The sequence below is a fragment of the Chryseobacterium paridis genome, assembly GCF_016595215.1.
Lineage (GTDB): Bacteria > Bacteroidota > Bacteroidia > Flavobacteriales > Weeksellaceae > Chryseobacterium > Chryseobacterium paridis.
On sequence record NZ_JAENHK010000005.1, the window covers coordinates 126646 to 151305 of the forward strand.

A 24660-nucleotide genomic window follows, 5' to 3' on the forward strand; every position below is an offset into this window, starting at 1 on the left:
CTGAACCGGTAATTAAATGGAAAGTTGAAAGTGGAAAATTGAAAACATATTGAACGTTTTATGATTTAGTACTTAGCCTTTACTTTCAACTTTCAACTCCACTCCCATTTTCAACTCTCCACTATAATTTGTACTTTTGCAGATTGAAAACAGCAGAAGCAATTATGGAACTTATTCACAGAAACTTAGCCATCGGAATTCACGATGCCCTACAGGAAACATTTTTTGAAAAAAATAAATACGCCGATAAAGTAATTGAAAGACTTTTGAAAGCACATAGAAAATGGGGAAGTCAGGACAGAGCAGTTGTTTCTGAGATTTTTTACAACATCATCCGTTGGAAGAAACGTCTGGAATATTATATGGGAGAAGGTGTAAAGCCTAACAATATTTACAAACTCATTATTGCTTATTTACTTTGGAGTAAAACAAATTACAAAAGATTTGAAGAGTTCGAAGGAATAAAAATAGCTGATATTATTACTAAACTTAAAAAAGATACTGTTCCAACTAAAGCTATTGAACATTCTATTCCGGAATGGTTAGCTGAAACTTTGGAAAAAGAATTAGGTTCTGGCTGGGAAAAAGAAATGAGAGCTTTAAACGAACAAGCTCCAACTGTTTTACGTGCAAACTCTTTAAAGACAACCCCAAAAGAACTTATTTCAGATCTATCCGACGAAGGTGTTGCATCTTTTACAGTAAGAAATTATCAGGATGCTGTACAATTGGAAGAAAAAAAGAATGTCTTTTTAACTACTGCTTTTAAAGAAGGATTATTTGAAGTTCAGGATGCTTCTTCACAAAAGATAGGATACTTTCTTGATGTAAAAGAAGGACAACGTGTTGTTGATGCTTGTGCCGGAGCTGGTGGAAAAACACTTCACCTGGCTGCTTTAATGGAAAATAAAGGACAAATCATCGCCTTGGATATTTTTGAATGGAAACTGGCAGAATTGAAGCGTCGTGCAAAAAGAGCTGGAGCACACAACATCGAAACCCGTATGATCTCTGATAATAAGGTGATTAAACGTCTTCATGAAAAGGCAGACAGACTTCTTATTGATGCTCCTTGTTCAGGTTTAGGAGTTTTAAAAAGAAACCCGGACAGCAAATGGAAAATTGATCAGGACTTTATTGATAGAATTAAAATTGAACAACAACAAATCCTTCAGGATTATTCCAAAATAGTAAAAAAGGGTGGAAAAATGGTATATGCAACATGTTCTATTTTACCATCGGAAAACACAGGACAGGTTAAGGAATTCCTTAAAAACAACCCTGATTTCAAACTTATTAAAGATGAAAAAGTAATGCCTAGTGAAGGATACGATGGATTCTATATGGCTTTGATTGAAAGACTTGCATAATTAAGATCTTCAAGATTAAATATATGAACTACTCTATTATTAGGGTAGTTTTTTGTTTGAAATATCACGTTAAACGTAATGTTTTTAATCAAAATAAAATTACAATAAAAATATTTTCACAATTTCGTAACATTCTCACTTCTTTGTGATACCTATTCATGAAAAATCATTTTTAAATCAACAGGTAGATATTGATACTAAAATCTATCTTTGCGATAAACCACTATCTCTATGTATAAAAGAATTTTATTCAGTTTCTTCTCTTTCCTATTTTGTATTACGTACGCACAGACCTACGAAATCCAATACACCAGCTCTTACAATGGAAAAGTACAAACTGAACAATCACCCACTTTTATCTGGGCTAATGATAAAGAAAACTTCATACTAAACAACTCAATCAGAGAACAAAAAAGTGAATTCCCATTTGAGATCACCAAAGTGGAAAAACCTTCCAACACCGTTGTTTCTTACGCTTTTTTAAAACCTAATGAAACAATATCTACAATAGATAAAGAATCAATAGGTAAGCAAACTTTTGAATTAACGAACGAAACTAAAAAAATACTAGGCTATAACTGTAGAAAAGCAGTAACTAAAATAAATTCCAACACCATTGAGGTGTGGTATACAAATGATTTAAAAATAAGCGGAGGTCCTTCTACATTGGGTCAAAATATGGGATTGGTTCTTGAAATTGAAAAAAATAAAAATTCATTGATCACTGCAACCTCTATTAAAAAAATTAAAAAGACAGATATTGAGAATATCATAAAAGGGCAAATCACTACTACAGATTTATTGGGATACAAAGACCTTCTGTGGAAAAGTCGATTTACGACTTTACAGGTCTTTGAAAATGAAACTATTAATTTTTCTGATGAATCAAAATCCGATGAAAAAATAAAGCGATTTGCCAACGGAACCATTATCCTAAAAAAAGTAAAATTTCCTAAAATAACTGACGGGGAGAATATTTTTGTCGAATTAAAACAACAATCCAATGGAGATGCTTATGACAGAACAGGAACTGTATTCTTCATTCCTCAGGATAAATCTCAATCTTTTTTTGATGGACTCGAAAAAGGAGCTAAAACACTTCCGGTTTACGAAAATGGAAACGGAAAACAATATTATGGTATTACTTCAACCGACAACTACGATCCTAGCATTGAAATGATGCGCTTTTTCACTGCCTTTGGTATCCAGAAGTTTAATCACATTCAGTTAAAAGGAAAAGATTGGCAAACCATCAGTCCATTCCGTCAGGATATTACAGATCTTAAACCATCTTTATCAGAAAAGGAGCTCTGGATAGGTACTTTTATAGGTAATTATGATAAGGGCGGACACAAAGTAAGTCTTGATATCACTATTCATAAAAGTGATCAGACAATTAATAAAAATAACATTGCTCTTCCTCTGTTCAATTCCGTAAACATTATGGAAATGGCTGGCCAGGACTATTCAACAATGTTTGATAAGGATAAAGGGCTTTTTGTAGAGTTCACATTGAAAAAAGATGTGAAAAATGCACAATTAAGATATATTACCACAGGTCATGGTGGATGGGAAAATGGAGATGAATTTGTACCAAAACCTAACTCGATATTCCTGGATGGTAAAATGACATTCTCTTTTACTCCCTGGAGAACAGATTGTGGATCTTATAGATTGTACAATCCTGCTTCAGGAAATTTCCCCGATGGGCTTTCTTCGTCAGATCTAAGCAGATCAAACTGGTGCCCGGGCACCGTTACCAATCCTAATTTTATTCCTTTGGGAGATTTAAAAGCTGGAAAACACAGTATACAAATAAAAATTCCTCAGGGACCAACAGAAGGCACCAGTTTCAGTTCATGGAACGTTTCCGGAGTTTTATTAGGAATCCAATAAAAACAAAACCTTCTCGTGATATTAGTCACAAGAAGGTAAAAACACAAATGATGAAAAAAAATTATTTCGAGCCACAAAGTAAAAGTAAAAATTCATATAATTAATTACCAAATATTAATAAATATCTAATTTTAATTTCGTATGTAATTCACCACTATTTTTCCTTGTGAAAAATATCAATCAAAATCATGCTTATCATTTAAAATAATTAATATTTTTAATTAAATAAAACTAATTGATTAAAAATATTAACTTATATTCAATTTATATTTTCTTTTTTAAATTGCAATTCTATTTTTGCTTCTAAATAAATGATAAAAAATGTGTGGAATCGTATGTTTGTTTGACGCGAAACAAAAAACAGAAATATTAAGACCTCAGGTCTTGGAAATGTCAAAAAAAATCCGTCATAGGGGACCAGATTGGAGCGGAGTTTTTCAAAACGAGAAAGTGGTATTTTCTCATGAAAGACTAGCCATTGTAGATCCTACTTCAGGTAAACAACCCCTATTTTCTAAAGATGGAAATATCGTATTAGCAGTAAATGGTGAAATCTACAATCATAGAGAACTAAAAAAAGAGTTTCCTGATTATGAATTTCAAACCCAATCTGACTGTGAAGTTATTCTGGCTCTTTATGAAAAATATGGGAAAGACTTTTTAGAAAAACTAAATGGAATCTTCGCTTTCTCTCTATATGATATAAAAAATGATGTTTATCTTATCGCTCGTGATCATATGGGAATCTGCCCTCTTTATCAAGGCTGGGACAGAAACGGAAATTATTATGTAGCTTCAGAATTAAAAGCATTGGAAGGTGTTTGCAAAACAATAGAAACCTTTTTGCCTGGTCACTTTGTATACAGCAAGGATGGAAATGAACTTCAACAATGGTACAAAAGAGATTGGGATAGTTTTGATAATGTAAAGGATAACGAAAGTGATATCCAAAAACTCAGACAAGGACTTGAAGATGCGGTTCATAGACAGCTGATGAGCGATGTTCCTTATGGTGTACTTTTATCAGGAGGTTTAGATTCTTCCGTTATTTCTGCTATCACTGCAAAATACGCCCGACAAAGAATCGAAAGTGGGGATACGCAGGAAGCATGGTATCCAAGATTGCACAGTTTTGCAGTAGGCCTTGTAGGATCTCCGGATCTTGCTGCAGCAAGAAAAGCAGCAGATCACATTGGTTCTGTTCATCATGAAGTTAATTTCACTGTTCAGGAAGGATTGGATGCCATCCGTGATGTCATTTATCATTTGGAAACTTATGATGTAACGACTGTAAGAGCCTCTACTCCAATGTATTTATTGGCACGGGTTATCAAATCTATGGGAATCAAGATGGTCCTTTCAGGAGAAGGTTCTGACGAGTTGTTTGGAGGATATCTATACTTCCATAAAGCTCCCAATGCAAAAGAATTCCATGATGAAACTGTACGAAAATTAGGAAAGCTTCACCTTTATGACTGTTTAAGAGCTAACAAAGCATTAATGAGCTGGGGAATTGAAGGACGTGTTCCTTTCCTGGATAAAGAATTCATGGATATTGCCATGGAAATTAATCCTAAAGACAAAATGATTGCTGCAGCTGAAGGGAAAATTGAAAAATGGATCTTAAGAAAAGCCTTTGAAGACATCCTTCCTGAATCTATTGTGTGGAGACAAAAAGAACAGTTCTCTGACGGCGTTGGCTATTCCTGGATTGACACTTTAAGAGAAGTTGCTGAAAAAGAAGTTACAGATGAAATGATGGCGAATGCAAAATTCAGATTCCCTCTGAACACCCCTCAAAACAAGGAGGAATACAGATACCGAACTATTTTTGAAGAACATTTTCTTAGTGAAACGGCTGCAGCAACAGTTCCTTCTGTACCATCAGTGGCATGCTCCACTCCTATCGCACTGGAATGGGATGAGGCATTTAAAAAGATGAATGACCCAAGCGGAAGGGCTGTAAAAGTACATGAAACCTCTTATGAAGAGTAATGTTTTAAGAGATGAGTTTCAGATTTCAAGTTATTAGAAATAAAAATTATTCTGATCTTATTCCTCATACATTATTATAGTCATCAAAAAAAATAAAATTTATCAATCCTGTAGCAATACAGGATTTTCTTTTGAAGAAACAGCAAGAATATTAACACATTTTAACTGACAATCAAAAATAGTATCTAATAAATAATTATATTTGGAAAACGAAAAAATCAATATTATAAAATGAGAAGAACCGTTACTATCTTTTTTGCTTTGTTATCTATAAATTTTGCTTTTGGCCAAGGTAAATTTGGTAAATATCTAAATTCAAAAAAACTTGCCTTAACTTATAAAACAGTAAAGGACAACGAAAAAGAAAACTACTATCAGCAATATTACTGGCTGGCGAAAGCTGAGCAATTAAAAACATACCCTCACCTTAAGGATGTAAAACCAGTTGTTCTCTATGAATTTGTAAAAAAAGTAAACCCTCAGAATCCGACAAAAAAACTAGATGCAAGAGGTAAAGAACTGAGAGAAACTGCTGAATTATCTTTAAACCAATATTTCAAGAATAAAAATTTCGAAAATAATGCGGTATTGATGTACAATCTTGAAACGTATGTAGATCCTTCTCAAGGAGAATATTTTACAAAAGTAGATCCTGAAAAAATTAAAGAGCTGGTCCCAAAAGAATTATTTGCTTTCAATTCTTTGAACAGAAAAACTCAGGAAGAAGTTACCTACTACCTTTGGATAGATAAGAAAAAAGATGACTTTAATATTGTGGATATTATTCCAAAAGAAGATGACAAAAAATTCTATGCTTCATTAAAACAATATCTTCCGAACTATAAATTTTCAAAGTATGTTCCTTCAGTGAAAAAGGGGAATAAAACAGATAAAACGGATGTTGACTTTTATTACATCATGCCTTTTGAACAAAACACTGATAACATTGAATATAAGACAACAGATTTCAAAACTTTCATTTTAAGCCAGTACCGAAAAGCTGGGGATGAATGGAAAGGAGTAGAAAAAACCAGAAAATAATTAAAAAAGTCCTGTGAAATCTCACAGGACTTTTTTAATTTTATAGATATTTCTTTATCTAATCATAAATTCTATCAAGTTTTTTAGTGTGTAGTTTGAGCAATTTATAAGCAGAGGAAAGAAAAATACATTCTTTTCTCATTTCCATTACTACCTTTTAATCAACTCGGATGAGCTGCATTTTACTGATAGATTTTACATTACTTAAAGATTCTAGCTGATACAAAATGTCTGAAACCAACTCGTCAATAACATCAATTAAAAAGATCCTTCCACTGATTCTTGCCACTGCTATTTTTATGCAGATGCTGGATTCTACTATCTTGAATACTTCTTTACCCTCAATTGCGAAGGATTTAAAGGAATCTCCATTAAATATGCAGAACGCAATTATCAGCTATGTTCTGACATTAGCGGTTTTTATGCCGGCAAGTGGTTTTCTGGCGGATAGATTCGGAACAAAAAGAGTTTTTATTTTTTCATTGGTGCTTTTTAGTTTAGGTTCTTTGTTTTGTGCACTCTCACAAAACCTTACTCATCTCGTTATTTCAAGGGTAATTCAGGGTGTTGGAGGTAGTTTGATGACCCCTGTTGGAAAATTAGCTTTGATCAAAACTTTTGATAAGAATGAATTACTAAAAGCTATGAATTTCGCTATCATTCCAGCACTTATTGGACCCGTACTTGGTCCTCTTGTAGGTGGTTATATGGTAGATTATCTTTCGTGGCACTGGATATTTCTCATCAATATCCCAATTGGAATCCTGGGAATTGTTTTAGGCTTCAAATTTATGCCTAACTATAAATCAGCTGATGTGGATTTTGATCTGAAAGGATTTATGATATTCGCTGCAGCCTCACTCCTACTCTCTATTTCATTGGAACTTTTTGGAGATCTACAGAATACAACACCGGTTCTTTTGGTATTTATTCTTGGTTTCTTATTTCTCTATTACTATTATAAACATGCAAAAAGAGGAGGAAATCCTATATTCCCATTAAATCTGTTTCAGGTAAGGACTTTCCGCGTGGGAATTGTGGGAAACCTTGCCACTCGATTAGGAATCAGTGCTGTTCCATTGTTACTTCCCCTCATGATACAAATTGCCTATAAACAATCTGCAGTTACATCTGGCTGGATCGTTGCTCCTATGGCACTGACTGCTATTTTCGGAAAATCTTCAGTTATAAAGATTCTTGATAAGTTCGGATACCGGCAAACATTAATGGTGAATACATTTATTATCGGAACATTGATATGCATGCTTGCTATTCCAAATATAAATACCTCCCTATTTTGGTTTATTCCGATTATCGCTGTTCTAGGATTTTTTAATTCTATTCAGTTTACGTCAATGAATACCATTTCCATCGCTGATTTACGCAATTTCCAGACGAGTAGTGGAAATTCTTTAATATCGGTAAATCAACAGCTTGCTATTGGTTTTGGGATTGCTTTTGGTCTCATCGTTCTAAAAATTTTTGAAAGCACAGACCTCATCAAAGGAGAAATACATAATGCATTCCGTTATACATTTCTCACTGTAGGTATTCTTACGATACTATCAGGATTGGTTTTCAGAAGACTTCATATTTCAGATGGGAAAAATATGCAATCTAAAGATCATTAATCATCTGGTAAAAACTAACTTAAACCGAACTTAACACAGGTCAATGCAATTGATCACGATCTACTCTATTTTTGTTTATATAAAAAATCAACATTATGATGACAACTAAAAAAGTAGAAATAGTGGTATCACCAAAACCTGCTCATTTTGTAGGTGATGGTTTTAGAGTTCACAACTTTATACCAGGAGTATCAAGATTGGATATGAAAAGAATGGATCCTTTCATTATGCTCGATTATAATTCAAAATTTCATTTTAACGGATCTGAAAAACCAAGAGGCGTCGGCGTACATCCGCACAGAGGTTTTGAAACTGTAACCATAGCCTACCAGGGAAAAGTAGAACATCATGACAGCTCGGGAGGAGGAGGTGTGATCGGAGAAGGAGATGTTCAATGGATGACAGCCGCAAGAGGCGTTCTTCACAAAGAATATCATGAAAGAGAATGGTCTAAAACCGGTGGAATTTTTCAAATGGTTCAGCTTTGGGTCAACCTTCCTGCAAAGGATAAAATGAGCAAGCCTAAATATCAGGCCATTAAAAACTCAGATATGAAATTGGTAGATCTGGGTGAAAACGGTGTAATCGAAGTGATCGCTGGAGAATACAATGGAAATAAAGGTCCTGCATTTACTTTCACTCCTGTACACATGATGAATGCCAAATTAAAAACCGGCGGAAAGGCTACATTTCAATTTCCCGCTAATTATAATACAGCAGCCCTTGTAATTGAGGGAAATGTTACAGTAAATGGAAATGAAAAGGCAGCAACAGACCAATTGATCTTGTTTGAAAATGCGGGTGAGGAATTTATCATTGAGGCCAGCGAAAACGCAATTGTATTGATCATCAGTGGAGAGCCGATCAATGAACCTATTTTTCCTCATGGTCCTTTTGTAATGAATACAAGAGAGGAGATCATGCAGGCTTTTGAAGATTTCAATACCGGAAAATTCGGGTATTTAGAAGACTAACAGAACAAATAAGCAATAATTAAATAATCTTAATCTTGAGCTCTTTATTTAATTATTGCTTTTTATTACCTTTAACAATATACTTTATAAGTATTCATCAATCAAGAAAATTTAAACAATGAAACCAGAGTTTGAAAATACTCCCCTAGTAAAGAACGAATCAAAGAAAAGATTTGAAATAGAAGTAAACGGACATTTTGCATTTATTGATTATCGCGAAGGGAGAGACCAGATTATTTTAGTTCACACAGAAGCTAACCCAGAATTGGCAGGTACAGGAGCCGCAGCAGCTGTTGTTGAGAAAACTCTTCATTTTATCGAAGAGAACGCCAAGAAATTGCTTCCATACTGTCCTTATGTTTTTGCTTACATTAAAAAGCATCCTGAATGGAAACGTATCGTTGACGAAAAGTTTGAAAGATATGACCAGCTTTAATATCTGAAAACAGTAAAATTTTAATTAAATTAAAAAAAACATCAACCCTAAAGAACACATTATTTATGTCAAATATTGGACTTATCATAGAAGAAAAAGCCGCAGATATAGGAAACTTTTTAGTAGGCAGACTTTTGCCTTTTCGTGAAAAAAGAGCAGTTGGCCCATTTGTTTTTATAGACCACATGGGACCTTCGGAACTAAAAGATTATCAAAATCTTGATGTACCACCCCATCCTCACATCGGATTATCTACATTGACTTATCTGCTTGAAGGATCTATTTTCCATCGTGACAGCATTGGAAGTGCTATGGAAATAAAACCGGGAGCTGTTAATTGGATGACTGCCGGAAAGGGTGTTGTACACTCTGAAAGAACTCCGGAATATTTAAGAGAAACCGATAAGAGATTACATGGTTTTCAGATTTGGGTTGGTCTTCCAAAACATTTGGAGCAGAGCGAACCTACTTTTCATCATACCGAAGCGGATGAGCTTCCGGTTTGGGAAGATGGTGAGATCCATTATAAACTTATTGCAGGAGAGGCATTTGGAAAGAAGTCTCCGGTTCCTGTTCACAGCAAGTTGTTTTTTATTGAAATCAAAACCAAAACAGCTCAGAAAATAAGTATTGGACAAGATCTATATGGCGAAGCTGCGATGTATGTTTTGGACGGAACAGTAAATATTGAAGGAAACACTTATGGCTCAAAACAATTGTTAATCGCTAAGGATACTAAACTTTGTGAATTCGAAATGAGCGAAAATGCTACCGTATATCTTTTCGGAGGCGAACCTTTTGAAGATGAACGCTTTATATTTTGGAATTTCGTAAATTCGGATAAGGAATTAATAGACCAGGCAAAAGTGAACTGGAACGATCAGAATCATGATGCGTTTCCTTTGGTTCCCGGAGATGAAAACGAATTTGTTCCACTTCCAAAAGCAGTCCTGAATAGAAAATAAATAAGGTCCAGAGCCAAGTAACTTATAATAACCCATGAAAATATTAGCATTTGCAGGAAGCACTTCTTCCACCTCTATCAATAGAGAACTGGTAAAATTCGTATTGAAAGATTTTCAAAATGAAGAAATCAATTTAATTGATCTTAATGATTATACCATGCCTGTTTTCTCTGTAGATCTGGAGAAAAAAGGTTTCCCAAATGAAGCGCATCAGTTTTTACAAAGAATTGAAGACTGTGATGTTATTATCTGTTCTCTCGCAGAACACAACAGGTCATACAGTGCTGCATTTAAAAATGTTTTTGACTGGGCTTCAAGGATCAATGTTAAGCTTTTTCAGAACAAACCTATGCTTCTGATGAGCACTTCTCCTGGTGGCTATGGTGGCGGAAATGTAATGAATACAGCAAAAACATTTTTCCCGCAATTTGCAGCAGATATTAAAGATACCTTTTCTCTACCTAAATTTTATGAAAATTTTGATCTGGAAAGCGGAGTTATTAATCCTGATATGCTGAAAGAGCTGAATGAAAAAATTGAGAATTTTAAAATCCAGATTAAGAACTGATGACCAAAGGAAGACTGGAAGCGTTTAGTGATGGCGTATTAGCCATTATCATTACCATCATGGTACTTGAACTTAAGGTACCGGAAGGAGATAGCTGGGCTAGTCTGAAACCTATTATTCCAAAACTTCTGGCTTATATCTTTAGTTTTATTTATGTAGGTATTTACTGGAACAATCATCATCATTTATTTCAGGCTGCAAAAAAAATTAATGGAACAATCCTATGGGCAAATTTGCATTTGCTTTTCTGGCTTTCGTTAATGCCTATTGCAACAGAATGGATTGGAAATACCCATTTTGCTAAAAATCCGGTTGCCGCTTATGGCGTCGGGCTGATCATGTGTGCTATTGCATACACGATTATGGAAAATTTAATCGTCCGATGTGAGGGAGAAAATTCAAGGTTAAAAGAAGCGATACACTCTAAGTTTAAAGAATATATTTCTATCTTGTTCTATATAACGGGAATAGCGACTTCATTTTTTTATCCTTATATTGCTATCTGTTTTTATTACATTGTTGCTCTTATATGGCTCATTCCGGACAGAAGAATCGAAAAATTACTAAAAGAAGAATAATATGGAAACACACGAATATAACAACGGCGATCTAGCAGTGATATGGATGCCTAAAAAATGTATCCATTCTACAATGTGTGTAAAATTGTTGCCAAAAGTTTACAACCCCAAAGACCGACCTTGGATAAAAGTTGAGAACGCAACAACACAGGAACTTATAGATCAAATAGAACAATGCCCTTCAGGAGCATTAAGTTACAAATTCAATACTGAAAAATAATGGGCGTAACCGTAAAAGCAAGTTTAGGAAAAACAAAATACTATACGGAAGTAGTAGCCGGAGAAAATACAATCATCACAGATGAACCTATTGACAAAGGGGGTCAAAACAAAGGTTTCAATCCTTTTGAAATCCTGGCTACGTCTTTGGCAAGTTGTACTGCTGCTACACTTAGAATGTATATTGAAAGAAAAGAATGGGATATAGAGAAAATCGATGTAGAAGTTGATCTGGAAAACTTCCCGCTTACCAAAAGAGCTATTTTTGAAAGAAAGATCAGTTTTGAGGGAGCCAATCTGGATGAAGAACAACTGAAAAGGCTTCACACTATTGCGGATGCCTGTCCGGTACATAAAATTTTAACAAACGAAATAGAAATACTAACCAAATTTTCATAATATGATAGAGGTAAAACAAAACAACGACGAAAAACACGGAAGTTTTGAGGCTTTCATAGACGGAAACCGCGCAGGACTTATGACCTATACCTGGGCTGGAGAAGAAAGATTCATTATTGATCATACAGAAGTAGAAGAAGATTACAACGGCAAAGGCGTTGGTAAAGAAATGGTTTTAGCGGCGGTAGATTTCGCAAGAAAACAAGGCAAAAAAATAATTGCACTTTGTCCTTTTGCGAAAGCTACTTTCCAGAAAAACGAGGACCTTCAGGACGTCGTAGTCTAGTTGATCAGAAAAAATATTTTATAAACCTTTCAGGGATCTCCCTTGAAAGGTTTTTCTTTTTTACCAGAACATAAAAAAACTATATTTGTAAAATTTTAATTACAGAAAATATGTCTCCCATTATATTATTGTCCATTATCGTTGTATACTTCGCGTTGCTTCTTTGGGTAGCTTACAAAACTGGTAAAGGAAGTGACAATGAAAGTTTCTTTATCGGAAACAGGAAAAGTAATTGGATGCTTGTTGCCTTTGGAATGATTGGAACTTCTCTTTCTGGAGTAACTTTTGTAAGTGTTCCCGGAGCAGTTGGAAAAGACAGTTTTTCCTATTTACAAATTACTCTAGGTTACCTTATTGGTTATATTACAGTTGCATACGTCTTACTTCCCTTATACTATCGTCTAAAGCTTACTTCGATTTACGGCTATCTTCAACAGAGAATGGGGCAACTTTCCTACAAATCAGGTGCATGGATATTTATTGTTTCGAGATTAGTAGGTGCTACCGCCAGATTATATCTGGTAGTAAATATTCTCCAGGTTACCATATTGGATAGTTTAGGTGTTCCGTTTATTGTTACCACTTTAATCATCCTTGCCATGATTATCCTTTATACGTATGAAGGAGGCGTAAAAACCATTGTGTGGACAGACACATTACAAACTTCTTGTATGCTTTTGGGACTCATCATTTGTACTATTTATATGCTGAACCATTTAGACCTGAGCGTTGGACAGAGTTTAACAGCAATGAGCGATAAAGGTTATACCAAAATATTTGAAATGGATTTTAATTCGCCTGGGTTCTTTGTAAAACAAATTCTTGCAGGGGCATTTATTACCATTACAATGACGGGAATTGATCAGGAAATGATGCAAAAAAGTCTTTCTGTAACCAAGCTTAAGGATTCTCAGAAAAATATGGTTACCCTTGGATTCATCTTATTGGGGGTAATTTCACTATTCCTCTACATGGGAGGGCTTTTGTATCTTTTTGGAGAAAGCCAGGGGGGACACCTTACTGAAATCATCCAAGATGGTATTCCTAAAAAAGAATTTCTACTTGGCGGAAAAGATATTTTCGGAGATAAAATATTTCCTGAGGTTGCATTAAATCATATGCCAGGCTTTATTTCCATCATATTCATCATAGCATTAATTTCAGCATTATTTCCAAGTGCAGACGGTGCTATGACCGCCCTTACCTCTTCATTGTGTATTGATATTTTCGGGATGAAGGAAAAAAAAGACTGGACCGATAAAAAGAAGGAAAAGTTCCGTAAGAATGTACACCTTATAGTGGCGCTTTCGTTTCTCATCATGGTTATTATATTTAAGGTGATTAATGACAATTCCATGATCGGCTTGATCTTAAAATTAGCAGGATTCACTTATGGACCGCTTTTAGGGCTTTTCGCTTTTGGTATTTTCACGAAATACAAAGTTGAAGACAAGCTTGTTCCTTATGTTTGTATCGCAGCTCCAATCATATCCTATTTTATCGACAAATATCAGGCAACTATTTTCGGGAACTTCAAAATAGGTTTGGAATTATTGATCATCAATGGATTATTAACATTCCTTGGATTGTGGCTGATCAGAAAAAAGTAAATAAGTACTACATCAAAAACAAAATATAATTAACATGAAAAAAATTATTCCTCTTCTGCTTGGATTGTTTGCTTTCAGCTTTCTTTCTGCCCAGGATAACTTTGAAGTTTCAACACTAAGGATAGGACCTTACAAAGTATTTATGAAAAGTACAGAAATAGAAAAATTCTCTGGAGAAAAATTGAGATTAACGAACGGAGAATACAAGAATTCTGTAAAATATAATGGTGAAACTATTATGATCAGCACCACTCAGGAATATGATAATAATGGGAAAGAAACCAATGGCTATAGCATATATAGCATCTCTACCACCAGTAAAAAATTTAAAACCAAAAGTGGTATTGGAGTAGGAAGTACAAAAGATGACATCATCAATGCCTATAAAAATTATCCAAATTACAATGTGTACACCGGCTGGGATGACAAGGGCAAGCCTACAAAAAATGAAAGCTACTTTGTGCTGAATGACACGGATGCGTCTACCATGTTATCTTTTAAAATGATTAATAATATTGTGACAGAAATCTCAGTATCACTAAATGAAGGTTGTTAAAAAGTTCAATTCTTTAAATAATTAGAAATCCGGGTTTTATATCCGGATTTTTACATTTTTATAAGCCATTAAAAAATCGTAAATTCGCGTGCAAATAAATCAGATATAATGAGTAAAAGTATTGAAGAGTTAAAATCTCTTGCTACACAAATCAGAAGAGACATTTTAAGAATGGTTCATGATGTAAATTCAGGACATCCGGGCGGAAGTTTAGGATGTACAGAATTCTTCACAGCGCTGTATGGAAAAGTACTGAACTATCATCTTCCTTTCACTATGGAAGGTAAAAATGAAGATCATTTCTATCTTTCAAATGGTCACATTTCACCGGTTTTCTACTCTACTTTAGCTAGATTTGGATTTTTCCCGGTTGAGGAATTGAAAACTTTCAGAAAACTAAATTCAAGATTACAAGGTCACCCGACTACTCATGAGGGATTACCTGGAATCCGTGTTGCTTCCGGATCTTTAGGACAAGGACTTTCTGTAGCTTTAGGTGCTGCTTTAGGAAAGAAATTAGATGGTGACCAATCATTGGTTTATTCGCTTCATGGAGATGGTGAATTACAGGAAGGTCAGATCTGGGAAGCTTTAATGTTCGCTGCAGCTAAAAAAGTAGACAATATCATTTCTACGATTGACTATAATGGTCGTCAGATCGACGGTGATACTGATGATGTATTAAGCTTAGGTGATCTGCATGCTAAATTAGAAGCATTTGGATGGACTGTATTAGAAGAGAAAAACGGAAATGATCTTGAGGCAGTAATTGCTATTTTAGAAAGAGCAAAAGCTGAAACGGGTAAAGGCAAACCGGTTGCAATAATGCTTCATACTGAAATGGGTGCTGGAGTAGATTACATGATGGGAAGCCACGCTTGGCATGGTAAAGCTCCTAATGATGAGCAGTTGGAAGCAGCATTCAAACAACTTTATTTGGAAGCTCCTGCAGATTACTAATATCTTTGATTATCACATTTATTACGTTTTCCATGAAAAAATTCATCTTAATCTGCCTACTAACATCTTTTATTTTAGGTACCGCGCAAGAAAAGAAAATTTCTTTCGCTAAAGTATTTAATTATCAAATGATTGATAAGAGAGCACCTTTGCTTACTTTAAAGATGTTTGCAAGTAACAATAATGAATTTCTTACCAGATTGAACATCAAGGAAGTTCCGATGTATTATTATACCGATGCATTGGGAACAACTGCCGTTTCGTTAGAAATGAACAGTCGTCTTGCTGGTTCAGGTTTGAGCGCATTAATGTATTTGGGCTATAGCAGTTATGGTGGGTATGGAGAAAAAGAAGAGTATGTTCTGGAGGCCAAAAAGCTGGATACAAAAGAAACCATTTTAGGAATGCCATGTTCTCATTACCTGATCAATTACCGGGCAAAAGATGGCACAAAAAAGGAAAATGAAGACTTGAAGTTGTGTATCGATGATCAGTCATCTATCAACAACATGTATGTATTTAGCGGCCTTTTAAATCAATACCTTCCAGGTATCAAAATGAAAAGTTCAGGTTTAAGCGGTCTTATTTTAAAAGTAGGTCCTGAGAAAACGTATGACAAAGAATATTTTGTACTGGAATCTATAAAAGATTCTAAAGATCAGGTATTTTTTGATCATAAAAAAGCAATGACGGACCAGCAAAGAAAGCAGGACTCTATAATGATTGCCTATAAAAAACAGGAAGAGGAATATGCGAAAAATGATTCTGTATATACAGCAACTGATTCCACAGCTGTGGTAGTCGACTCTGCAACAGCAGCTGTTCCATATTCAGATCAAACCTACTATTATATTCCTGACTATGTTTCTGAGTATAAAAAAGCTCATGATGAAGATGGAAGTTTAGCAATAACCAACATCCCAAGTGAAAATCTTTGGAAAGGATTGCCTAAACACTGCAAAAATTTCGAAAAGGACCTTCCGGCTTTTAAGCTTAAAGAAGTAAAGGGACATTTACGAAATTATGTAGGGCAGATGTGTGATATGTACCTTACACAATCAGCAAGCCATAATGTGGGCATTAAACTGACGCTTGATGAAATAAGACGGGAAGTTCTCTATCTCAATACCATTCAGGAAAAACTTGATCAATCTGATAAAAAGAAATTAAATAATTATTTAAAAAATCTTGATTAAAAAAATAAAAATGAAATATACATATACAGAAAAAAAGGATACACGTTCAGGATTCGGAGCCGGATTAGCTGAGCTTGCTGATAAGAATCCAAATGTAGTAGCACTTTGTGCAGATCTTATTGGTTCTTTGAAAATGGAAAAATTCATTGAAAAAGCACCGGAAAGATTCTTTCAGATAGGAATTGCAGAAGCTAACATGATTGGTATTGCTGCAGGTCTTAGTATCACAGGAAAAATTCCTTTCACTGGAACTTTCGCTAATTTCTCTACTTCAAGAGTATATGACCAGATTCGTCAGTCAGTAGCTTATTCGGGTAAAAATGTAAAAATCTGTGCATCGCATGCTGGTCTTACATTAGGAGAAGATGGAGCTACACACCAGGTATTGGAAGATATCGGTATGATGAAGATGCTTCCGGGAATGACGGTAATCAACACATGTGACTACAACCAGACAAAAGCTGCTACTCTTGCTATTGCTGATTTTGAAGGTCCGGTATATTTAAGATTCGGAAGACCTGTAGTACCTGTATTCATTCCTGAAGACATGCCTTTCGAAATCGGAAAAGGAATTATGTTGCAAGAAGGAACGGATGTAACAATTGTTGCAACAGGACATCTTGTTTGGGAATCTCTTGTAGCTGCAGATGAGCTTGAAAAAGAAGGTATCTCTTGCGAAGTGATCAATATCCATACTATTAAGCCGTTAGACGAAGAAATCATCTTAAAATCAGTTGAAAAGACAGGTAAGATCGTAACTGCTGAAGAACATAACTATTTAGGAGGTTTAGGAGAATCAATTGCGGGAATGTTGGCAAGAAAAAAACCGACAAGACAGGAGTTCGTTGCAGTAAACGATACTTTCGGAGAATCTGCTACTCCTGCGGAATTGATGAAGAAATATAAAATTGATGCTGCTGCAGTAAAAGAAGCAGTAAAAAGAATTTTAGATAAATAATTTTCTTATCATATTCATTAAAAGCATCCCAATGGGATGCTTTTATTATTTACAATCTATTTATCTGAATTTACGCTCTTCTTCCTTTATGGCTAAATCATTAATACTGGCAAATCTTTTCTTCATCAATCCATTTTCATCAAACTCCCAGTTTTCATTTCCATACGCCCTGAACCATTCACCCCCTTCTTTCATGTATTCATATTCAAATCGTACTGCGATACGATTATCGGTATGTGCCCAGTATTCTTTCTTTAATTTATAATTCAATTCTCTTGCCCATTTTTGACGAAGAAATTCAACAATTTCACTTCTTCCATTGACGAATTGATCTCTATTCCTCCATTCACTGTCTTCAGTATAGGCTTTGGAAACTCTTTCAGGATCCTGACTGTTCCAGGCATCTTCTGCTAATTGAATTTTTTCTTTCGCTGTTTCAAAAGTGAAAGGCGGAAGCGGATGTTTTTGTTCCATGATTAATGTATTAAATTGGTAACTATTTGTTTTGATCTCTCTATTAATTCATTCGATTTGAATAACTGGCTTTCTATGATGCTGCTTTCGAAAAGCATGTATACATGATCCGCTATATCTTTATCCTGTATTAAACCATTGAAGTAATTTCGAAGCCCTGATTTATGCTCCTGGATAACCTTTAGGATTTTGATATTATCATTCGGAATTTCAGATAAAATATTGAGAAAGCTACACCCTCTGAAATTCTCCTTTTCATTCATATGGATCAGAAAGTCAAATGCAGCTATTATTTTAGATTTATGATCGTTTTTCAATGCCGTAAAACTATCTAATTCATTAAACCAGTAAGTATGTCTTGTATTCAGAAATTCAACGCATAGATCCTCTTTAGATTTAAAATGCTGGTAGAAACTTGCCTTCGCTACACTCGATTCCGAAATGATCTGATTGATTCCTGTAGAATTATATCCCTGTGAGGAAAATAGCTTCATTGTGGTTTCTACAATTCTTTCTTTTGGAGCGCTCATAAGACTGTTTATTATTTTACAAATTTAAAATAAATTTTTCACATACAGACAAGTCTGTCTGCTATTTTTTCAAAAGTTCACTAATTAACTTATTCTATTTATAAGCCTTACATACAGTTAAAAAAAAGCCTTCTCAAGGAAGGCTATGTGGTATATAATATTATTTAAAGAATTTCCATTTGGGAATTATTGCGAGCATACCAAATCCAGTGAAAAGGAAAAGATTGGTAACATCCGTATATAAGAAAGTGGAGAGATAATAATTATGCATAAAGAAATGCAGAATCAGTAATACAGGAAAAGTAAAAATCCCTATTTTCCTGTAAAAGAACATGAGAACAAGACTGATCATCATGAGTATGTCTAAAGAAAAAATAATGTAGAAGTACCACCTGGGGATATTAAGATATTCATGTTGTAAATACTCATCTACATCTATTCCCAATCCCATAATCGTAAATAACATCAGGGAGGCAAATGCTAAAATAAAACCCCATCCTTTCTTTGGATCCTCATCAAAGTAACTGTATTCTTCCATAGGTACAAAAATAAAGAACTTATGAGTAATTTCATAAGTTCTTCTATAATTATTCGTTTAGAATTTGATTAAATAGAAATAGCGTTGATCAATCTATTTTTGTCACTTAAGTATTCTTCCATAGAAATCATACTTTCTGTTCTCATTACGTCCTGAATATCGTCTATCTGATAGATAATTCTTTTCGCATCTTCAGTATTCTTCGCTCTTACTTTACAGAAAATATTATATTTTCCAGAAATCACACTCGCTTCAATTACGTTTGGAAGAGTTGACAACTCTTTTAAAACTTCCTGAGTACGGTTTGATTTAGTTAAAAGAATTCCGATAAAGGCAGTAAAGTGATAATCTAATTTACCATAATCGATATTAAGGGATGATCCCAAAATAATACCTGCATCTTCCATTTTTTTCACTCTTACGTGAATTGTACCCGCAGACACATCCATCTGTTTAGCAATTTCAGTAAAAGGCATTCTTGTGTTTTCTACTAAGAAATCAAGAATCTTTTTGTCTATTTCGTCCAGTTGATAGTTCATATTAGTTAAATTACAATTTTCTTAAAAAATCTATGTATTTTTTGCAAATCTATAAAAAATAATTTAACTAAAAAAATAATAACAATAATTAACAATAATTAACACAGATGATAAAAATCATTAAAATATTCAAATTATTTACCCTCTGCTTTTAGGGAATCTGTTTTTATTTCCATTTTCACTTCTGATTGTTTTTTATCTTTTTTCTTTCTTTTAAATAAAGAATTGAAGCTTTTACTCCACACAACACCGCCTCCATAGGCTTGATTTGCAGATCCGTTAGTTCCAACTGCTCCTGTTCCCATTCCGATATTCGTAGGTTTGGAGTAACCTCTTAAAACTAAACTTCCATCATTTTTCTTAGAAATATCATATTCGATAGATCCCTCTCCGGAGAGATAATTAGCTTCTGTACTTTCAGTTTTCGTTAATGGAATACCTAAACCGGTCTTCACTTTTATTCTAGGTGAAAGCGCAAAACTTACTCCAGCATTTGCCCTATCTCCAGTATTTGAATTCTGATCTCCTTTCACATAATTCAAGTCGATCTGAAATTCATTACTCATCGTATTAAGAACAGATCCCAATTGTTTTAATAACATATTATATCCGGATGATTCGGCTACCCCTGCAACGTCTACCCCTACACCACCGGTATTTGAAATATTAAAACTGTTTAACAACAATATAGAACCAAACTGTAGAACTTTTTCGCCTTCCTGGCTCATTTTAGCCGCAAGTGTTTCTTTGACCTGACTTGATACATCTAATGCAGATACATCAAGATCAATCTTAGGGTCTACAAGAGACTGTGTAATATTTGCCTGTAATAATATACTGATAGGCTGAAGACTACCCATATTTAAATATTGCCCCGCGTTGGAAACCATTCTTACATAATTGGCATTAATATTCAATGCTGGTTTCATAGCATCACCGTCCCAACGGATACTACTCCCTTTCGCTATCTGAAATGTTTTATTAAGAATAGCCTTTGAAACAAATGTTCCATTATCTACTTTATAAGTTCCCGCCATTGCAATTGCTCCCTGTCTGTTCATCTGGAACTTTAAGTTTTTAGCTTCCCCTTTTACGGTGATATTTCCTACATCATCTCCCACCAAAACATTTACCGTGGTTCCTTTATCCACATCAAGCGAGAAGTCGATATTCATATTGGCTCCGGTTTTTTTCTTTTCTTCAAGCGTTACCAAACCATCTTTCCCTTCTTTTAAAAACCTCAGCATTTTAAATTCTTCAACATTAGAGGTCGAACTTGAGTTGAACGTAAACGTACTTCCACTAAGTGCTCTCATATTCGGGGTCGATATACTAAGGCCTGATACCGGTCCATCAATATAGAGATCCCCTTGCCCATATACTCTACCCCAGAACAAATCTAGATCTTTTTGTGTACTATTCAACACCAATAGATTATCTGCTCTCATTACGAGGTTGACTCCCATTGAAGAAAGGGTTTCAAACTGAATAGCCCCCGAAATATTTCCCTTAGAATTTGATCTTCCATCGTGAACTTCTATATTGTTAAGGATGGCCAATCCTTTTGACAATGGTATTACCGTATCATCAAAAGAATAATCCACTCCTGTAAACAAGAGCTTCAATCCAAATTCTTTTAAAGTAATATCTCCACTATAATCAAGATTTTTTAAAGTTCCGTTTATTTTCAGATCTCCCGTTGCTTTCCCTCTTAAATTTCCAAATACCGACTGTACAAACTGTTGTGCAAAAGATATATTGAAATCACGCATTTCTGCTACAAGATCAATCGTAGGCGAAGAAGTATTATTATTAACAGTTCCGGTGAGGTTCAGATTGTTGTTTCCAAGAACTCCTGCCGATGTCACCTTTACATCAATATCATAAACATTAAGGGAAAAACCGTTGGTAGCGGAGATCGTAAGATCTCCCATATCAGTTCCGTTCATTTTGATATCATCTACCGTTAAATCAACCAATGGCTGCAAGGTATTTTTATCCATCCTTATCTTTACACTCCCATTTGCAAGACCCTTTAGATCCATGGTGTTTCCTCCGGACTGCATTTCTAACAATTTTTCAATAGAAAAATCTTTAATATCAGCATCAACATAGAAATCTTTAGCAGATTTAAATGTTGATTCTTTAATAAATAATTCACTCTTATCCGAGAAGATCTTTAAATTTCTGATCTCAAAATCGCTTGTCTTTTTTCTATAGGTAATGGAATGATCGAGTTCAGGACTGGTGTCAATAGCCCAGGTAACTTCATTGAATTTTACTTCAGTAGGGTCAAATTTGAAAACAAAATCTCCTAAATTATTTGTAGACTGATTTACGTTAATAGCATATTCTTTCAGCTTATCATCCAATTCATCTTCAGGGCTCCCATGTTTAAATTTGGTAGCAAGATGAAGAACTGTATTATTTTCGTTCTTACCGCTTAGGGTGATATCTTTAAGTATATTTTTATTGTATTGTACCTTATTTATTTTTGCATAAAGTTGCTCATCCAGATTAGCCGTGTTTATTCTCACCATGACACTATCGACTAAGGCACTATCCCTTGCAATATTATCTCTTTGATTGATTTTATATGCTGGATTCGCTTCTGCCAATGCCTTATCCGCCTCCGTAATTTCAACTTCTTTGGTCATCATATATTTTAAGGATGCAGCATCAATATTCAGAATAAGATTATTCGCATTTCCATCATAACTTCCTTCTACTATAGCGCCCTGAGGTAACTTTAAATCCGGAAGAAAATAACTTACCAATCCTTGCTGAACATCAAAATTCATTGCAAAATTTTGACCTTTATATAACTTTCTTGGTGGTGGGCCTACTAAAATTCTCCCTAAACCATTTTCTACCATTCCAGCCAGATCTGCCAGGCTATACTTCCCTGAAATCTTTCCATTTACAGCTCCAGGTGCATCAACAGAAATAACTCTGCCTCCAGCTTCAACAAATGTTTTCAATTTAGCATTAGGAACTATATACTTCTGTGTAGCAGTTGCAAAATTAATATCATTAGCTTCGACATCCAGTGTAAGATCATTAATAGAGGACATGGCCATCTTTCCAATCACCTGACCACTCACAATCTGATTTCCTGGCTTATCCGTAAAATAATTCATATTCAGGTAATTGACATCAGCGTTTACATCCATTGCAATCCTTGATGTACTGAAATCAATAAGTCCCTTAACAGTCGCTTTCGCCTGTTCATCATTTACGGTAATTGTCCCGTTATATTTTTTATGATCCAACAAACCATCCAGATAAAGATTGTTGATTTCTTTATTCATGATCTCAACGCGCGAAATTTGAGATTTGGTAGTCAATCGCATGGTATTCACATCGAAGCTTTGGCCATTAAGATCAAACTTTCCGGAAATCAATCCAACAGATTTATTTTTTGTAATGACTGAAACATTTAAATCTGTTGCTTCAACATATCCTGAATATTTCGGCATCGCTGTACTGTATCCAGTAAGAGAAAGCTTACTGATTTTAGCCTGTCCAATACCTGTCATCAAATTTCCATTAGGAATAAAAATCTGATCAGGGTTTACCCTTGCTGCTCCATTATATTTAAGTTTACCAAAATCATCAGCAAAGTTTTTCATCTTTTTAGAAATAAATGAAGGCATCATCGCTTTAAGATCCTGGTAAGTAAAATCCGTTGAAAGATTATTGGTTTCTATCTGAAAATGTCCTTTCAAAAGATTATTTACCTTCATCGTCTGAGTAGCAATATTCACATCAGGATTTCTGATCAGGAAGTTTTCCAGATAAAATTTATTGAGCGGACCTGTCATTTTTCCTGATACATTAAAAGGCTTGAAATTATCCCAATTGGTCACAAAGTAACTGATGTCATATCCGCTCAGTTGACTTCCTTGCTTAAGTTTCATGTCCCATCTTACCCTATCAGCAAAACCAGCCCATGAACCGTTATTAAGATTAAACTTGATATCACCCTGCAAAAGCGTGTGATCCGTATTTAATGTCAGATCTTTAAGGGAAAGAAATTTATGGGTAAGCGATAATTCGGTAGAAAATGTATCTACAAAATGAGATTTCCCCCATCTTGTCGTAACGAAGGATAAATTATTGATCAGCGCCGAAACATCGGGACCACTGACTTTTAAATTAGGTGCTTTCAGATTGAATTTAGTCGCTGTGAGCCATTTTCCAGCTTCACCCGGTGAATTTAGATTGACAATGGAAACCTTGGAATCCACAATTTGTACCCGGGAATTTAATTGAAAAGGAGGTTTTTTAGGATCTCTTTTTTTACCGTTATCAAATAACTCTGTAAAGCGTATAAAGTTCGAAATGCTATCCCCTTTATAGGTAATTACCTTAATATCGGCATTAACTAAAGTTAGTGAGTTAAAGCTCAATGAATTACTTTTCCCAGAAATGGCTCCTGAAGCAAGTGATAACCAATCGGAATTTGCCCGAAACTCTCTTGCTTTAATAAAATCAAGACCTTTATAATCTTTTACTTTTAATCCTTTTATGGTAACATTTCCGAAATAATTTACCTCCACACTTTCGGTGGACATTTTCGCTTTGAAATCTTTGTTAACAATTTGTAGCGCCTGATCTGCTGCCCACTGCTTGGTCACTGGAAGATTAATAATAACGATAATCGCAACAACGAGAGAAAAACCAAGCCAGAATAAAATCAACAAAAGCCTTGCCCACCAGGAATAGCTGGTAACATCTTTAGCAGCCTGCTTACCGAACTCCTGAGCTGTTTCTACCGGATGGTGAACAGCATCCGATGCCAGCTCCGATGCTTCTTTTACCGTTTCCTTTACTTTTTCCTCTACATTCTCTACAGTCTTATGTACCTGATCACTTAAGTTTTCAGTTACAGATTTTTTATTCTCATTTTCGTTATTATTCTCTAACTTTGCCATTATT

Annotated in this window: 23 protein-coding genes; 18 read left to right on the forward strand and 5 right to left on the reverse strand. The window is 34.8% G+C overall.

What is annotated here, in order from left to right; genetic code table 11:
• Positions 1-164 precede the first annotated feature (164 nt).
• The 18 genes from JHL15_RS05625 to JHL15_RS05710 all read left to right on the forward strand — a co-directional run bounded on the left by JHL15_RS05625 (position 165) and on the right by JHL15_RS05710 (position 17638).
• Complete coding sequence (locus JHL15_RS05625; protein ID WP_200244478.1) at positions 165-1370, forward strand: RsmB/NOP family class I SAM-dependent RNA methyltransferase; 1206 nt, start codon at positions 165-167, stop codon at positions 1368-1370.
• A 231-nt stretch (positions 1371-1601) separates the two neighbouring features.
• Entirely contained in the window at positions 1602-3266 is a 1665-nt protein-coding gene (locus JHL15_RS05630) for a GLPGLI family protein (RefSeq protein WP_200244067.1), read from the forward strand.
• Between the two features lie 321 nt (positions 3267-3587).
• Positions 3588-5261, forward strand: a complete 1674-nt coding sequence (gene asnB, locus JHL15_RS05635; RefSeq protein ID WP_200244069.1) for an asparagine synthase B — start codon at positions 3588-3590, stop codon at positions 5259-5261.
• Between the two features lie 231 nt (positions 5262-5492).
• A complete protein-coding gene (locus JHL15_RS05640) occupies positions 5493-6302 on the forward strand; it encodes a hypothetical protein (protein WP_200244082.1) in 810 nt (269 codons plus the stop codon).
• 227 nt (positions 6303-6529) lie between these two features.
• Positions 6530-7933: an MFS transporter gene (locus JHL15_RS05645; protein ID WP_200244084.1), complete on the forward strand. Its 1404-nt coding sequence runs from the start codon at positions 6530-6532 to the stop codon at positions 7931-7933.
• 98 nt (positions 7934-8031) lie between these two features.
• Positions 8032-8907 carry a pirin family protein gene (locus tag JHL15_RS05650; RefSeq protein WP_200244479.1) on the forward strand — a complete coding sequence of 292 codons (876 nt, stop codon included), beginning with the start codon at positions 8032-8034 and terminating at the stop codon, positions 8905-8907.
• 118 nt (positions 8908-9025) lie between these two features.
• Complete coding sequence (locus JHL15_RS05655) at positions 9026-9343, forward strand: GNAT family N-acetyltransferase (protein WP_200244086.1); 318 nt, start codon at positions 9026-9028, stop codon at positions 9341-9343.
• Positions 9344-9408: 65 nt separating this feature from the next.
• Positions 9409-10308, forward strand: a complete 900-nt coding sequence (locus tag JHL15_RS05660; protein ID WP_200244087.1) for a pirin family protein — start codon at positions 9409-9411, stop codon at positions 10306-10308.
• Between the two features lie 34 nt (positions 10309-10342).
• Positions 10343-10876: an NADPH-dependent FMN reductase gene (locus JHL15_RS05665; RefSeq protein WP_200244088.1), complete on the forward strand. Its 534-nt coding sequence runs from the start codon at positions 10343-10345 to the stop codon at positions 10874-10876.
• Complete coding sequence (locus JHL15_RS05670) at positions 10876-11454, forward strand: TMEM175 family protein (RefSeq protein WP_200244089.1); 579 nt, start codon at positions 10876-10878, stop codon at positions 11452-11454. Before JHL15_RS05665 ends, JHL15_RS05670 begins: the two co-directional genes overlap by 1 nt.
• Before the next feature lies 1 nt (position 11455).
• On the forward strand, positions 11456-11674 hold the full coding sequence (locus JHL15_RS05675; RefSeq protein ID WP_089029158.1) for a (4Fe-4S)-binding protein: 219 nt from the start codon (positions 11456-11458) through the stop codon (positions 11672-11674).
• Complete coding sequence (locus JHL15_RS05680) at positions 11674-12072, forward strand: OsmC family protein (RefSeq protein ID WP_200244090.1); 399 nt, start codon at positions 11674-11676, stop codon at positions 12070-12072. The genes JHL15_RS05675 and JHL15_RS05680 overlap by 1 nt, the downstream gene beginning before the upstream one ends.
• Position 12073: 1 nt before the next feature.
• Positions 12074-12358, forward strand: a complete 285-nt coding sequence (locus JHL15_RS05685; protein ID WP_172821049.1) for a GNAT family N-acetyltransferase — start codon at positions 12074-12076, stop codon at positions 12356-12358.
• A 110-nt stretch (positions 12359-12468) separates the two neighbouring features.
• Positions 12469-13968, forward strand: coding sequence for a sodium:solute symporter (locus tag JHL15_RS05690; protein ID WP_200244091.1), 1500 nt, complete (start codon positions 12469-12471; stop codon positions 13966-13968).
• A gap of 34 nt (positions 13969-14002) precedes the next feature.
• Positions 14003-14524 (forward strand): hypothetical protein, encoded by a 522-nt coding sequence (locus JHL15_RS05695; protein ID WP_200244093.1) that lies wholly within the window; start codon positions 14003-14005, stop codon positions 14522-14524.
• A 105-nt stretch (positions 14525-14629) separates the two neighbouring features.
• A complete protein-coding gene (locus JHL15_RS05700) occupies positions 14630-15484 on the forward strand; it encodes a transketolase (protein ID WP_317193020.1) in 855 nt (284 codons plus the stop codon).
• 128 nt (positions 15485-15612) lie between these two features.
• Positions 15613-16680 (forward strand): hypothetical protein, encoded by a 1068-nt coding sequence (locus JHL15_RS05705; protein ID WP_200244096.1) that lies wholly within the window; start codon positions 15613-15615, stop codon positions 16678-16680.
• 10 nt (positions 16681-16690) lie between these two features.
• Positions 16691-17638, forward strand: a complete 948-nt coding sequence (locus tag JHL15_RS05710) for a transketolase family protein (protein ID WP_200244097.1) — start codon at positions 16691-16693, stop codon at positions 17636-17638.
• A gap of 60 nt (positions 17639-17698) precedes the next feature.
• Here the strand turns inward: JHL15_RS05710 and JHL15_RS05715 are convergent, their stop codons facing one another.
• From JHL15_RS05715 to JHL15_RS05735, 5 genes are all read right to left on the reverse strand, one after another.
• On the reverse strand, positions 17699-18112 hold the full coding sequence (locus JHL15_RS05715) for a nuclear transport factor 2 family protein (protein ID WP_200244099.1): 414 nt from the start codon (positions 18110-18112) through the stop codon (positions 17699-17701).
• A 2-nt stretch (positions 18113-18114) separates the two neighbouring features.
• Positions 18115-18642 (reverse strand): TetR/AcrR family transcriptional regulator, encoded by a 528-nt coding sequence (locus tag JHL15_RS05720; RefSeq protein ID WP_200244100.1) that lies wholly within the window; start codon positions 18640-18642, stop codon positions 18115-18117.
• A gap of 160 nt (positions 18643-18802) precedes the next feature.
• Complete coding sequence (locus tag JHL15_RS05725) at positions 18803-19180, reverse strand: hypothetical protein (RefSeq protein WP_200244102.1); 378 nt, start codon at positions 19178-19180, stop codon at positions 18803-18805.
• A 68-nt stretch (positions 19181-19248) separates the two neighbouring features.
• On the reverse strand, positions 19249-19719 hold the full coding sequence (locus JHL15_RS05730) for an Lrp/AsnC family transcriptional regulator (protein WP_089029148.1): 471 nt from the start codon (positions 19717-19719) through the stop codon (positions 19249-19251).
• Between the two features lie 134 nt (positions 19720-19853).
• Positions 19854-24656 carry a translocation/assembly module TamB domain-containing protein gene (locus JHL15_RS05735; RefSeq protein ID WP_200244107.1) on the reverse strand — a complete coding sequence of 1601 codons (4803 nt, stop codon included), beginning with the start codon at positions 24654-24656 and terminating at the stop codon, positions 19854-19856.
• Positions 24657-24660 lie beyond the last annotated feature (4 nt).

Coding starts and splice junctions, on each gene's coding strand:
- JHL15_RS05735 (WP_200244107.1), bottom strand. CDS start 24,656: ATGGCAAAGTTAGAGAATAATAACGAAAATGAGAATAAAAAATCTGTA.
- JHL15_RS05665 (WP_200244088.1), top strand. CDS start 10,343: ATGAAAATATTAGCATTTGCAGGAAGCACTTCTTCCACCTCTATCAAT.
- JHL15_RS05720 (WP_200244100.1), bottom strand. CDS start 18,642: ATGAGCGCTCCAAAAGAAAGAATTGTAGAAACCACAATGAAGCTATTT.
- JHL15_RS05685 (WP_172821049.1), top strand. CDS start 12,074: ATGATAGAGGTAAAACAAAACAACGACGAAAAACACGGAAGTTTTGAG.
- asnB (WP_200244069.1), top strand. CDS start 3,588: ATGTGTGGAATCGTATGTTTGTTTGACGCGAAACAAAAAACAGAAATA.
- JHL15_RS05640 (WP_200244082.1), top strand. CDS start 5,493: ATGAGAAGAACCGTTACTATCTTTTTTGCTTTGTTATCTATAAATTTT.
- JHL15_RS05630 (WP_200244067.1), top strand. CDS start 1,602: ATGTATAAAAGAATTTTATTCAGTTTCTTCTCTTTCCTATTTTGTATT.
- JHL15_RS05705 (WP_200244096.1), top strand. CDS start 15,613: ATGATTGATAAGAGAGCACCTTTGCTTACTTTAAAGATGTTTGCAAGT.
- JHL15_RS05725 (WP_200244102.1), bottom strand. CDS start 19,180: ATGGAAGAATACAGTTACTTTGATGAGGATCCAAAGAAAGGATGGGGT.
- JHL15_RS05650 (WP_200244479.1), top strand. CDS start 8,032: ATGACAACTAAAAAAGTAGAAATAGTGGTATCACCAAAACCTGCTCAT.
- JHL15_RS05710 (WP_200244097.1), top strand. CDS start 16,691: ATGAAATATACATATACAGAAAAAAAGGATACACGTTCAGGATTCGGA.
- JHL15_RS05730 (WP_089029148.1), bottom strand. CDS start 19,719: ATGAACTATCAACTGGACGAAATAGACAAAAAGATTCTTGATTTCTTA.
- JHL15_RS05675 (WP_089029158.1), top strand. CDS start 11,456: ATGGAAACACACGAATATAACAACGGCGATCTAGCAGTGATATGGATG.
- JHL15_RS05670 (WP_200244089.1), top strand. CDS start 10,876: ATGACCAAAGGAAGACTGGAAGCGTTTAGTGATGGCGTATTAGCCATT.
- JHL15_RS05680 (WP_200244090.1), top strand. CDS start 11,674: ATGGGCGTAACCGTAAAAGCAAGTTTAGGAAAAACAAAATACTATACG.
- JHL15_RS05655 (WP_200244086.1), top strand. CDS start 9,026: ATGAAACCAGAGTTTGAAAATACTCCCCTAGTAAAGAACGAATCAAAG.
- JHL15_RS05695 (WP_200244093.1), top strand. CDS start 14,003: ATGAAAAAAATTATTCCTCTTCTGCTTGGATTGTTTGCTTTCAGCTTT.
- JHL15_RS05660 (WP_200244087.1), top strand. CDS start 9,409: ATGTCAAATATTGGACTTATCATAGAAGAAAAAGCCGCAGATATAGGA.
- JHL15_RS05690 (WP_200244091.1), top strand. CDS start 12,469: ATGTCTCCCATTATATTATTGTCCATTATCGTTGTATACTTCGCGTTG.
- JHL15_RS05645 (WP_200244084.1), top strand. CDS start 6,530: ATGTCTGAAACCAACTCGTCAATAACATCAATTAAAAAGATCCTTCCA.
- JHL15_RS05625 (WP_200244478.1), top strand. CDS start 165: ATGGAACTTATTCACAGAAACTTAGCCATCGGAATTCACGATGCCCTA.
- JHL15_RS05715 (WP_200244099.1), bottom strand. CDS start 18,112: ATGGAACAAAAACATCCGCTTCCGCCTTTCACTTTTGAAACAGCGAAA.